The 12383-nt window shown below is 39.7% G+C and carries 13 protein-coding genes and 1 tRNA gene; 7 read left to right on the forward strand and 7 right to left on the reverse strand.

What is annotated here, in order from left to right; all coding sequences use genetic code 11:
• The first annotated feature begins 426 nt into the window (after window positions 1-426).
• Complete coding sequence (locus tag H6G73_RS06790; RefSeq protein WP_190602572.1) at window positions 427-2028, forward strand: serine/threonine protein kinase; 1602 nt, start codon at window positions 427-429, stop codon at window positions 2026-2028.
• A gap of 453 nt (window positions 2029-2481) precedes the next feature.
• On the opposite strand, the gene H6G73_RS06795 is transcribed toward H6G73_RS06790, so the two are convergent.
• The 5 genes from H6G73_RS06795 to H6G73_RS06810 all read right to left on the reverse strand — a co-directional run bounded on the left by H6G73_RS06795 (window position 2482) and on the right by H6G73_RS06810 (window position 6213).
• A complete protein-coding gene (locus tag H6G73_RS06795; protein WP_190602574.1) occupies window positions 2482-2679 on the reverse strand; it encodes an NblA/ycf18 family protein in 198 nt (65 codons plus the stop codon).
• A 157-nt stretch (window positions 2680-2836) separates the two neighbouring features.
• The gene (locus tag H6G73_RS24745; RefSeq protein ID WP_277925175.1) at window positions 2837-2959 is read right to left on the reverse strand and encodes a hypothetical protein; all 123 of its coding nucleotides are present in this window, start codon (window positions 2957-2959) and stop codon (window positions 2837-2839) included.
• A gap of 263 nt (window positions 2960-3222) precedes the next feature.
• Window positions 3223-3957: a PP2C family protein-serine/threonine phosphatase gene (locus tag H6G73_RS06800; protein WP_190602576.1), complete on the reverse strand. Its 735-nt coding sequence runs from the start codon at window positions 3955-3957 to the stop codon at window positions 3223-3225.
• A 17-nt stretch (window positions 3958-3974) separates the two neighbouring features.
• Window positions 3975-5660: an ABC1 kinase family protein gene (locus H6G73_RS06805; protein WP_190602910.1), complete on the reverse strand. Its 1686-nt coding sequence runs from the start codon at window positions 5658-5660 to the stop codon at window positions 3975-3977.
• A gap of 235 nt (window positions 5661-5895) precedes the next feature.
• The gene (locus H6G73_RS06810; RefSeq protein WP_190602578.1) at window positions 5896-6213 is read right to left on the reverse strand and encodes a DUF6825 family protein; all 318 of its coding nucleotides are present in this window, start codon (window positions 6211-6213) and stop codon (window positions 5896-5898) included.
• Between the two features lie 295 nt (window positions 6214-6508).
• Here H6G73_RS06810 and H6G73_RS06815 point away from each other — a divergent pair, with 295 nt between their 5' ends.
• From H6G73_RS06815 to H6G73_RS06840, 6 genes are all read left to right on the forward strand, one after another.
• Window positions 6509-6973 (forward strand): hypothetical protein, encoded by a 465-nt coding sequence (locus H6G73_RS06815; protein ID WP_190602580.1) that lies wholly within the window; start codon window positions 6509-6511, stop codon window positions 6971-6973.
• Window positions 6974-7032: 59 nt separating this feature from the next.
• Window positions 7033-8100 carry a DUF2157 domain-containing protein gene (locus H6G73_RS06820; RefSeq protein ID WP_190602582.1) on the forward strand — a complete coding sequence of 356 codons (1068 nt, stop codon included), beginning with the start codon at window positions 7033-7035 and terminating at the stop codon, window positions 8098-8100.
• Window positions 8101-8159: 59 nt separating this feature from the next.
• Window positions 8160-9200, forward strand: a complete 1041-nt coding sequence (locus H6G73_RS06825) for an agmatinase family protein (RefSeq protein WP_190602584.1) — start codon at window positions 8160-8162, stop codon at window positions 9198-9200.
• Between the two features lie 10 nt (window positions 9201-9210).
• Entirely contained in the window at window positions 9211-9753 is a 543-nt protein-coding gene (locus tag H6G73_RS06830; RefSeq protein WP_190602586.1) for a Uma2 family endonuclease, read from the forward strand.
• Between the two features lie 133 nt (window positions 9754-9886).
• Window positions 9887-10828 (forward strand): hypothetical protein, encoded by a 942-nt coding sequence (locus H6G73_RS06835; protein WP_190602588.1) that lies wholly within the window; start codon window positions 9887-9889, stop codon window positions 10826-10828.
• A 33-nt stretch (window positions 10829-10861) separates the two neighbouring features.
• Window positions 10862-11062, forward strand: coding sequence for a hypothetical protein (locus tag H6G73_RS06840; RefSeq protein WP_190602590.1), 201 nt, complete (start codon window positions 10862-10864; stop codon window positions 11060-11062).
• 32 nt (window positions 11063-11094) lie between these two features.
• On the opposite strand, the gene H6G73_RS06845 is transcribed toward H6G73_RS06840, so the two are convergent.
• Both H6G73_RS06845 and H6G73_RS06850 read right to left on the reverse strand, forming a co-directional pair.
• A tRNA-Leu gene (locus H6G73_RS06845) sits at window positions 11095-11178 on the reverse strand.
• Between the two features lie 90 nt (window positions 11179-11268).
• On the reverse strand, window positions 11269-12348 hold the full coding sequence (locus tag H6G73_RS06850) for an alpha-hydroxy acid oxidase (protein WP_190602592.1): 1080 nt from the start codon (window positions 12346-12348) through the stop codon (window positions 11269-11271).
• Window positions 12349-12383 lie beyond the last annotated feature (35 nt).

Here is a 12383-nt window from a genome sequence, read left to right on the forward strand (position 1 = left end):
TAAGTTGTTTTAACTGTTCATAATGCAGTCCTAATAATCTTTGAGATTCTTCAGGATTGTTATGAATATACTCGACTATGTTGCTCATAATACCAGGGTAGATACGCTATTTTATCTGGTTATATCATAATTTCATTCTTTTTCGGAGATGTCTATTAATCAAGATTACATAATCAAAAATGAGATACTTTATTTTATCAACCTAGTTCTATGCCCTACGGACAAACATATTATCAATAAGCACCAGGAATTTACCTGTAGCTTCACCTCAGGATGAGTGAAAATAACACCAGTAAATATACATAAATTTTAAGATGATGATGTCAATCCAATTTATTGGTTTGTTTCTTGCCATGCCAAGACTATCCCTGATCCTCCATCAGGATTAATTCATAACATTTGTGAAACATTGGAGTCGAATTTTCTATGCCAGACCCCAATATTGGTCGCTTACTGGGAAAACGCTACCAGCTTCAGGATTTAATTGGTTCTGGAGCAATGGGTCGGGTTTATCGTGCTAAGGATATTTTGCTAGGAGGAGTGCCGGTTGCAGTTAAATTCCTCGCTTTATCTATGCAAAATGAAAAAATGCGTTTACAAGAACGCTTTGAGCGAGAGGCAAAAACCTGTGCTTTACTTGGACAAAAAAGTATTCATATCGTCCGAGTCATGGATTATGGAGTAGATGAAAAGAATACTCCATATTATGTCATGGAATATTTACAAGGACAAAGTTTAAGTAATGTCATCCGCGCTCAAAATTTGACGATTACTCGCTTCTTAAGTATGGCTCGTCAAATTGGGTTGGGGTTACAGTGTGCCCATGATGGTATTCCTGTGGATGGCAAAATTTATCCAATTATCCATAGAGATATTAAACCCAGTAATATCCTGGTGACACAAGACCCTAGTTTTGGTGAATTGGTCAAAGTCCTCGACTTTGGTATTGCTAAATTACTCATGTCGAACAGTGACCAAACTAAATTTTATCTAGGCACATTAGCCTACTCTTCCCCTGAACAAATCGAAGGTAAAGAACTAGACAATCGCTCCGACATTTACAGTTTTGGAGTGATGATGTTTGAAATGTTGACTAGCAAAATGCCCTTAGTGGTATCAGCTAACTCTTTTGGTGCTTGGTACAAAGCCCATCAATTTGAAAAACCACGTTCCTTTGAGGAAGTAGCACCTAATTTACAAATACCCAAGCCAATACAAGATTTGGTAATGAGTTGTTTAGCTAAAAAACCTGCTGAACGACCTCAAAGTATTCGAGAAATTATTAATGTTTTAGTTAATGTAGAACAAGAGGAAAAAACTCCCAATTCCAGCCCAGAAATTGAACCTGCTAATCAAACATTTGCCATCCCTCCTAAACCAGAAGTGAAGACTCGAACTAGCCTTCGAGTTCCTCCTGCACCCCCAGCAGAAAAAAGTGCCAAAACAGAAGTACGTTTATCTCAAGTTACAGATGATATTGCCCGCTTTGCTTCTTGGCCACCCAATAAACCTATTGCCGATATTGTTTTTCCCCAGACCATTTATCACAACGGCGAAACTTCTGCCGCATTATGGGTGATGTTACCTAAGAGGGAAATTCAAAAGCGGTTAATCTGTACTCGTTATAATCAATTTCTGTTTCTAGCTGTACCTCATCCCATGCTGCTGTGGATCACGGTCATTTATAACCGTCAGCATGGTCCTAAATGGCTGCCTTACTACTTAGACCTCAAAAGTAATTTTGGCCAAGAAATAGTCCGCTTATTACAACATACTGGTCAGTACCGCTTGCTGTTTTTTGCCAGAGAATCTCCTAGTTACTGCTGCCATGTTTTACCGTCTAGTATTGCCCCGGCCCAACGCCAAAGGTTGCTAGATTGGCTCCAGGCTAGTCATAGTATTAATGGTTCAGCTGATCCACAAATTAGTAAGAGCTTCCTGAAGCAAGAATATGAAAAAATAAAAGCACAAATCTTGAATAAGTTAGAAACGATTGATACTGATTCTCCTTTTGACCTGTCTGGTTAGCATCCCGATATTTGTTAAGCGACATTGAGTAATATGAAGTTTTATAAACAAAAGGTGTTTCTGCGGACAAGTTCTAGTTATATAAAATAGAGACCATAAAAATACTGGCTTTTTTAGTCCGTACCCCTGTATAGGATAATTCACTTTCTGTACTGAGTATAGAAGTGGTAACTGTATGAGGGCGCAGCAGATATTGGTTCTAGTTGACTGTATGTTGTGCATTTATGGCTTTGGTGACAGCACAGGGTAATTTCCAGACTAGATATAGCAGAGATTACATGTGGTGTATACTCAAGTCTGTGCTGTTGTGTCTGGGATGAAATAAATCAAATACCAACTCTAGGTAATTGGTGGATTTTGAGCGAAGTTGACGCCCCAGCATCCCCAGCCCTTTTCCTTCTTGGAACGGAGCAAGAGAAGGAGGTCGCCCACTGCGACACAAGGGTAACTAATCTATGCCATAGTGGAGCCTGAATCTAGTCCCCACTGATGCTTGAGCAACTCCTTGTAAGTTGCCTCTCTAACTACCATCTGCTCATAGAGTTTGACGAGAAATTCCTTTGCTTGTTCATGGCTCATTTCCTGGACTTGTGTAGCAAATGAACGGATATTGAATTGCTGTTCTAAGGAAAGTTCGATTGGTTGACTCATAGTGGATACCTAAAAAACAACGCTAATGGTGATCGTGCTGAATCAGTAACCAGTAAGGATATAAATTTGGGTTGGGATTACCCCATACATTTGTTACTCCGTATTAAGAAAGATAACAATTGTTGGGCAAAATGCCCATATCCTTTTGGTGAATTTTTCAGCTTCGATAACTTGCACCTAACACTGCTGATATAGAACCCAAGTCAGCACGGGTAAATTCGGCAATAAACCTGTGATTTTGGGGATATAGCGGTTGCTCCTTTGTCTTTGGGAGAGACATAGGAGTGATAATAGAGGTATTAAGCGTGAATTATAGTCGCCATACCTTATTAAGTGCAAGATGTCAAACTTCAAATTATCTAAATTTTACCTCCTGAGGGAACTTAGGAGGTTAAAAATATTTTTATCAATTTGTTATTTATAAAAATGCTCAGGCTGAACAAAATCTTGAGTATATTTACTTTATACTGCTAGTCAGCAGTCAATTGCCAGTTGTTGCTCATGTGACAACTGACAACTGAAGTTGATAAGTAATTACCTAATTTAGGAATTTTCTTCTAAAGCAACGAGGACGATGGTGATGTTATCGTGCCCCCCTTGTTCTTTTGCTGCTTCTACTAATGATATGGCCGCTTTATCTAGCCAAGGTGTATCCTGAAGGTAGTTAGCAATTTGGGGATCAACGAGTTCTTCGGTTAAACCGTCGCTACATAACAGTAAGCGATCGCCTATTTGCAGGTCGAGGGGTTGAATATCAACTTGATTTAAGTCTTCACGTCCCAAACAACGGGAGAGAACATGGCGGAAAGGATGTAATCTCGCTTCATCAGCACTGAGATCGCCTGTTTTAATGGCTCTAGCTATCCAGGTATGGTCTTCTGTTATTTGCGACAATTCGGAGCCACGGAGGCGATATAAACGGGAATCGCCGACATGACCACACACAGGTGGTTCAGGATCGCGAAAAACTACAACCACTGCGGTTGTACCCATGTCAGCACGCTCAGGATTGCTTTGCTGGTCTTCTAAAATAGCTGTATTAGCTTCCCATAAGGCTTGCTCTACCAGTTGTGATGCTGACTTAGGTGATTCCCAGTGAGCAGCCAAATAGGCTTTGATTTGTTGTGTAGCAATGCGGCTGGCTTCTTCGCCTCCTGCATGACCACCCATACCGTCAGCAACTATGAAAAATCGCCCTTCAGGGTCTACATAGTAAGCATCTTGATTATTAGAACGAATAAGTCCCGGATCGGTACAACCCGTGAAAGTAATTTTCATAAATTTTGCGGAAACTATTAATACATACGATCATAACGGTCAAGGCGTAACAGCAGACGAATCAGTATTACGGAGATTCCGGCCGCTATTAAACCAGCCAATACTGCTAACCATACATAATGATTAACTAATAGAATAGTGGCTGAAAGGGTAAATCCACTGATCATCAAGGCGTAGCTAGTTCCCAGTTGGATATTACTCTGCCTCCTGAGCAATCGCTCTGTTTCTACAGAACGAACGCGCAGACGAATATCGCCTCTTTCTAATTTTTCTAGTGTATCCTCTAACCTACGTGGTAATCCTAAGGCAGTGCTACTTACTTGTACTGCTTGCCGACTTAGTTCATTCAAGAAGCTATTCCCCTCTAACCCATTTTGATTGCTCATTAATTCCATTGCGTATGGCTTGGCAACTTCCATAAAATTAAATTCTGGATCTAAACCCTTGCCTACTCCTTCCAGGGTAGAGAAGGCGCGCATGACAAAGGTAAAGGTGGCAGGAAATCTAAAGGGCTGATCGTAAGCGATTTCATACAAATCGTCACTAATGGCAGCTACAGATTGATTTTCAAAGGGTTTGTCCATGAAGTTGTCCAGCATGTACTGAACAGAACGACGGACGGGACCCATATCGTCTACGGGGGCAATGGCCCCCAAATCGATCAGGGATTGGACGACGCGATCGCCATTTTTCTGGGCGATGCCAAATAAAGTTTCCATCAGTCCTTCCCGGACGTTGGATTTAATTTTCCCCATCATGCCGAAATCATAGAAAATCAGTGCCCCATCAGCACTGACTGCTAGATTGCCTGGGTGGGGATCAGCGTGGAAGAAGCCGTTGTTGAGTAGTTGATGTAAGTATGCTTGAGCGCCATAGCGAGCGATCGCTTTACGGTCAATTCCTGCGGCTTCCAGGGCATCATATTGACTAATTTTAATCCCTGGCACATATTCCAAAGTCAACACCCTAGAGGAAGCATAACGCCAGTAAACCTTGGGAACCTTCACCCAACTGTAGGCACGAAAATTCCGCCGAAAGGCATCAGCATTGCGACCTTCATTCAGGTAATCTATTTCTTCCCAGAGAATGCGGCAACATTCCTCATAAATCCCGATCCAATCTCTTCCCCTCCCCCATTTGGGATGGTTTTGAAAATAACGAGCGATTCCCTTAAGAATTTGTAAATCAATTTCAAAAAGTTTTTTTAATCCTGGACGCTGTACCTTGACAACTACTGCTTCTCCTGAATACAGTACCGCCTTATGTACTTGTCCTAAACTCGCTGCTGCTAGGGGTACTGGTTCAAAACTTTGAAAAAGCTCAGGAACTTTTTTCCCTAACTCCTGCTCAATAATGGCCTCTACTTGTTCATAACTAAATGCAGGTACTCTATCTTGTAACTTTGATAGTTCCTCTACATATTCGCTAGGAAAAATATCAGCGCGAGTAGAAAACAGCTGCCCAACTTTAATAAAAGTCGGCCCTAAGTCTAAAAGCGTGTTGCGAATCCAGATAGCTTGCGCCTTGCGTCTAGCTGCTTGCTTGGCTTCAGTCACACCGCCAGGGTAACTCCAAGCCTTGTTGTAACGCCAAATTTTGAACATCAAGGTCAAGACAAAAGACCAAATGTCAATAAAGCGCCGTTTGCTAGAGTAGTTTTCACGATTCCAACGGTAAGCTTTATCTGAATAATTTTTTTCCATAGGTTGTGCGTACCGTTGGGGTTTAACCGAATCACCAGTAAGAAAAGACACTCTGATTCCTAAACTTTTTAATCGACTTTGAGCCAAAACAGCCTTCAGTCAGGCAATTTTAGATTTGAGATTTTAGATGTTAATTTATTTTGCCCACAGGGTGAGGATAAATCACATCTATTTTTAGTTTCTATTCTCTCATCTGAAATTTCCAGACCGAAAAGCCCTGCATGGATATTGCCCACTACAATGAACTGTTACGATACTTTTGCAATTCAGTCCGTAACAAGGCGATTTCTGCCCGTAATTCATCGATTTCTGCTTGTAAGTCTAAAGAACCTGTAGCAGATGTAGTAGTCCCTGTGGTGGTGCCAGAGGCTTCTGCGGCACGATTAGCGCGGGTAATTACTTCTTCTGTAAATTGGCGCAGTTGTTCTCTGGCTTCTGCATCAAATTTACCAAATTCACTCAACGCATCGGTCAAGGCGACCTCTAGACGTTCATTAATTACTTCCGCTACTGCTCTACCAACAAAAAATGCTTGTACTAGTGGGTTAGTCATAAAGTTTTGTTACGTTCCTCCGCAAGAGAATTATAGCTTGCCTAGATGCTGGGATGTTGCTATCTGACAGTTTTGCTGGGAATTACCTTGGTCAGAGATAGTTTCCATCTGGTAATTACTGCTTTATGGTAGCTATTAGTATAAAGAAATACATATTGTTGTTGAACTTTCTGCCAATCTGCAAATTCTACCTTTGGGCTATTAACATCACAGATAAACAGATAAGCTGAGAGAAGGGGCTAGGGCATGGGTATTGAGTTTAGAGAAGGAATGATCAAAAAGTCGAGGTGTCAGTATGAGTAATTTATTAGATGAATCTCTGTCTCAGGAAATAGCCAAAAATATTAAAAGTAAAGCCAAAAAAGCTTTTGATAATGCTTATAAAGCGGCTTTGGTAACAGAAGGTGCTAAATATGTGCAAGGTTTTTTGGTGTTTCCTGGTAAACCTTATAAACCGATTGAACATGGTTGGTTGGAATTAGGGGATGTAATTATTGACCCAACCTTACCTTATTTATCCCAAAATCCTCAGGATTTATGGTATTTCCCGGCGCAAATTCTCAGTGTAAAGAAATTGAAAGCCATCATTGAGGAATCGAAAGAAGATTATCCAGAAGATGATCCTTTACCTATCTATGGTGCTGCACCCTATGAATATTATGGCGATGTGATGTTGGGGGGTCAGGAATATTTGGCAGCTTTCCAAGCCGCAGAGGCAAAATGTAAAGAAATTAATGGTATTAAGTTTGAGCAAAACTAAAGCAACACTCAATTTGAACTGTGTCAAAATTCAGGAGTCAGAATAATGAGATTTTGACCATGAAGATTGATAAACAAGATTTGGAATGGGCTGCTGGTCAAGGTTTAATTGATTTAGAGCAAGTAGAGCCTCTATGGCAAGCATTGGTTGAGCATAGAAGCGATCGCCCTGAACCCAAAACCGAAGGTATTCGTCCCCAATTTAACTTTGCTAATTTCGCTTTTTATTTTGGTGCCTTAATTGTCATCTGTGCCATGACTTGGTTTATGAACCTGGGGTGGGAATCCTTTGGTGGTGGTGGCCTTTTTGTTTTAGCCTGTATTTATGCCTTATGCTTTGTCCTAGCAGGTGGAACCCTATGGGCTGGAGAAAATACCAAAATTGCTGGGGGACTGCTATATACCATTGCTGTGTCCATGACTCCTTTGGCTATTTATGGATTACAAAGAGTAACAGGATTTTGGCAGCAAAGTGATACTTGGGGATATCGAGATTTTTATACTTGGATTAAAGGCAGTTGGTTCTTGATGGAGTTGGGAACTATTATCAGTGGATTAATTGCCTTGAAATATATCCGCTTTCCTTTTTTAACTGCCCCCATTGCCTTGTCTCTCTACCTGATGTCAATGGATATTACTCCATTATTATTTGGTGGAAAGGAGTTTGATTGGGGACTGAGATTATTAGTATCCATGTGGTTTGGCATCGCTTGTTTAATAGTTGCCTACCTGGTGGATATTCGCATCCGCAGACGTGATGGAGATTTTGCTTTTTGGTTGTATTTGTTTGGGTTAATGTCTTTTTGGTTTGGTCTAACTTTGCAGGGAGATAGTAATGAATTCCAAAAATTCATTTACTGTTTAATTAATTTAGGGTTAATGATACTCTCAGTATTGTTAAAACGCAAAGTTTTTATTGTCTTTGGAGCTATCGGCGTTTTTAGTTACTTCGGACATTTAGCCTATACAATCTTTCAAGATGCTGTATTATTCCCCTTTGCTTTAACGGTTTTAGGTATATTTATAATTTATTTAGGAGTATTATATCAGCGTTATAGCACCAGGATTGAAACCTTCTTAGGGGATGTGCTGCCAGACAATATCAAACAAATGTTACCGCGAGAATAGAATTCTTACGGAGAAGACTACAATTAAGAGATTGCCAATCATTTTGTTGAAAGTTATCAATGGACAATCTACTCGAAAATTACAATCCCAGTGCGATCGCCGAAATGAATGGTAATCTCTTAGGATTGCCATTTAACTATGAATCTGCCAATTTAATCGTCTTTGCTGTGCCTTGGGAAGTCACAGTATCCTATGGTGGAGGAACTGCCAGCGCACCCCAACGGATTTTAGATGCTTCTTACCAAATCGATTTATTTGACCTTGATCATCCTGATGGTTGGAAACAGGGAATTTTCTTAGTAGAAATTCCGCAATATATTTTAGAAAAAAATGATTATTATCGCGAGGAAGCAACCAAAATTATTGAAAGACAAGCCTCAGGACAAGCATTAACAGAAGAACCGGATTTAGTGCCTGTATTAAATGCTATTAATCAGGCTGGTGAGCAAGTCAATCAATGGTTATTTTCCCAGGCTCAAACAGCCATGAATTTGGGTAAAAAAGTGGCCGTAATTGGTGGTGATCACAGTTCACCCTTGGGTTATATGCAAGCATTGGCAACTAAATATGATGATTTTGGTATTCTCCATATAGATGCACATGCAGACTTACGTGCAGCCTATGAAGGATTTGAATTTTCCCATGCTTCCATCATGTTTAATGCCATCACAATTCCCGAAATTTCTAAGTTAGTGCAGGTGGGTTTACGGGATATTTGTTTGGATGAAATCGAAATCATTAATCAATCAAATGGACGCATCGTGGCTTATTATGATGCAACAATTAAACAACAGCAGTATGGTGGTAAAACCTGGATTGATTTAGCCAAAGAAATCGTCAATAACTTACCAGAAAATGTTTATATCAGCTTTGATGTAGATGGTTTAGACCCGAAACTTTGTCCAAATACAGGTACTCCTGTTCCCGGTGGACTAGAGTTAGAGCAAACCTATTGCTTATTTAGAGAAGTCATAAATAGCGGGAGAAAAATTATCGGTTTTGATGTTTGCGAAGTGGGAAACAGCGAATGGGACGCTAATGTTGGTGCGCGAATAGTCTATAAATTGGCGAATTTGTTGGATTTATCCCATAAAAAATAAAAGTTACGCCATGAAAACCCTAGCAAAATGGTCTGTAAATGATTATCATCAGATGATTGCCGCCGGAATTTTGGGCGATCGCTCTGTAGAATTGTTAGCAGGCGAAATAGTCGAAATGTCTCCACAAACCCCCATTCACTACAACACCACCAAACGTGGTGCAAATTATCTGAAGGAGTTAGTAGCAGATAAGGCTGATGTCCGGTTACGCGGCCCTATTACTCTCTCATCTTCCGAAGCAGAACCAGATATAGCCATTGTGCGGTTACCTGAGTCAGCTTACAATGAGCGTCACCCACAAGCAAAAGATATATTTTGGCTGATTGAAGTTGCTGATACGAGTTTGCAAAAGGATTTAGAAATTAAAGCGGCTATTTATGCAGAAGCAGGAATACCAGAGTATTGGGTAATGTATTTAGGTTCAAAAAACGTCATCGTCTTTCGAGAACCGCAAAATGGTAAATATTTAACTGAGCGCACTATTAGTGTAGGTGTGATTATTCCCTTAGCTTTTACTGATGTTCACGTTCACGTTGAGAAGCTATTTAGTTAACTAGCTGATAACTTTCTCAGAACTGCTAAAAAATCTGCCAGCCATATCTAAAATTTTTCTGACTGTCGATTATTTTTTCATAATAGCTATTACCTAAGTCTGTTAAGAATAATCTTGAATCTAGAGAATTATCATGTATAACTTTGAATTTATAGCAACACGTAAAAATTCATTATTGAATGATATTAAAGGGCTTTGTGACAATAGAATAAGTAACATACAGTCCATAGTTTATTGTTATTCATTTGTAAGAAATTCTCTTAAAAATATAGAATGTCAAATTGAATTAGGATATAAGGAATCAATCTCTAACTGTTCTGATGATAATCAAGTAAAAGAATTTATAAATCTTTTTAATCTCACTGAAATTCAAGGAAATCTGAATTTAGCATCTGGAGGCATACCAGAAGATTTTCGTAAAATAGAAAATAGACATCTTGATTTTAAGAATGAGGGTAGTAAAATAATTTTCACTTATATGTATCACCAATTTTTCTTATCAATGATTTCTATATTAGATGATTTTTTCGCACAGTTAATTACTTTAATTTTAAAAGCTTATCCCGAAAAAATTGCCAAAAAACAAATAAAGTTAAGCCCATTAGAATTTAACACATTTTTAAATAAGTTACAAAGGATAACGGATTTACCTCAACAACTAGGATTACCTCAAGAAAAAGATATTATTGATTGGTTCGATAAACAAATTTATGATGTTGTAACCGATATAATGAAGAATAAGAATGCCTTAGAACAGTTGGATAAACTAGAGGATTATTTACAAGCAGAAAAAAAGTTACTAAGATTATACAAATTACAGTACTATGAAATGTATTTACGCCGTAATGCTGGCATACATAGTAGTTGGATGGGAGAAAAAGAATATCAGCAAAAATTCAAGGAGATTAAGAAAAGAGCTAATGGAGATAAACTATTATTTGAAGAGCCAATATATGATAACTTTTTAGGATTTAGTGAAAGATATTTTTACAATTCATGTATTTTTTGCCAAAACATAATAATCTTAATTGAAAAACACTGCGAACAGAAGTTTAACACAGCAGAGCAGCTGTAGGCTAAATTCTGGACTTGTGTTCTATGCAACCCAATGGATGCTAACGAACTATTCTCTTTTCTTATCTTCCTCAAACGCTTAGACGAAGACGAAAATTTAAAGGAAAGTCAACCTAAAGGCCGAAAAACGGAATATCAGCCCAAAATTTTCCTAGAAATGCCCTGGAAACATGAGAGAAAAACTGGAAGCATAAGCCTGCCGCAACGACAACAATTTGTCACAGATGACAGATAATTAGTCGCTGCACAACTCTATTCCTAAAACTATGGGCAGGAGGAGAATCGAACTCCTATGACCGCAAGGTCGCCACATTTTGAGTGTGGTGCGTCTACCAGTTTCGCCACCCGCCCTTGAATGGCACTTGCCTATTATAACCTACTTTTTGATTTTGGAGCAAGTCGTGAAAAGAAATTTGGCATTTTTTTGATTGGCTATCTAGGTCAAGGCAATTTCACCAGGCTGGAATCAATATCTTGTAGACTAGCACAACCACTGAGAGCGATCGCTGTGGTGAGTTCTGCTGTCAACAAAGAAATCACTTGAGATACCCCTGCAACTCCTCCTAGAGCTAGTCCCCATAATATCGGTCTGCCAATGAGAACCGCATCTGCACCCAAAGCTAGAGCCTTGAGAATGTCTGTACCACGGCGAATTCCCCCATCTAGCAGGATTTGTGCTTGACCATCAACAGCGGCAAAAATTTCTGGTAAGGCATCTAAAGAAGCGATCGCCCCATCTAATTGTCTTCCCCCATGATTAGAAACCACAATCGCCTTGGCACCATATTCTACAGCCCGAACCGCATCATCTCCCCGCAAAATCCCCTTCAGAACTAAAGGTAAAGGACTAATGGATTGTAACCATTCCAAGTCTTGCCAAGTTACACCAGGGTTGATTTGTTGGGCAAAATAAGTCAACAAACCAGATTCACCTTTCTCTAGGGGAATATCTAACCCAGCCATCTGAGTCAGATTCGCGGGATGTAAACCAGGGGGTAAAGTAAACTCATTCCGTTGGTCTCGTTCTCGTTTTCCCAGGACAGGTGCATCTACAGTCAAGCATATTGCTTTGTAACCTGCCCTGTAAGCCCTTTCCACCAAAGCACGGGTTAAGCCCCGGTCTTTGTGAATATAAAGCTGAAACCATTGCAACCCATTGGACACGGTGGCAACTTCTTCCAAACTTTTGGTAGATAGGGTACTCAAGACCATGCCTATACCAGATGCAGCCGCAGCTTCAGCCGTGGCCATTTCTCCGTCAAGATGAGCTAGACATTGAAAAGCCATTGGGGCGATGAGTAAAGGTAGTTGTAAAGGTACACCTAAAATTTTGGTTGTCAAGTTGATGTTACTGACATCAACTAGCATCCGAGGTCTGAGCTTAATTCTGGCAAAAGCAGCACGATTATCTTGCAAAGTAATTTCGTCCCACGCCCCACTACTGTAATAATCAAAAGCCATCTGGGAAAGATGTGCTTTGGCTAGTTTTTCATATTCAAATAAGTTGATAGGTGAGTTCATTTGATAGCACCTTAGACTTGTAGCTATAAATAAAG

This window comes from Richelia sinica FACHB-800, assembly GCF_014698825.1.
Lineage (GTDB): Bacteria > Cyanobacteriota > Cyanobacteriia > Cyanobacteriales > Nostocaceae > FACHB-800.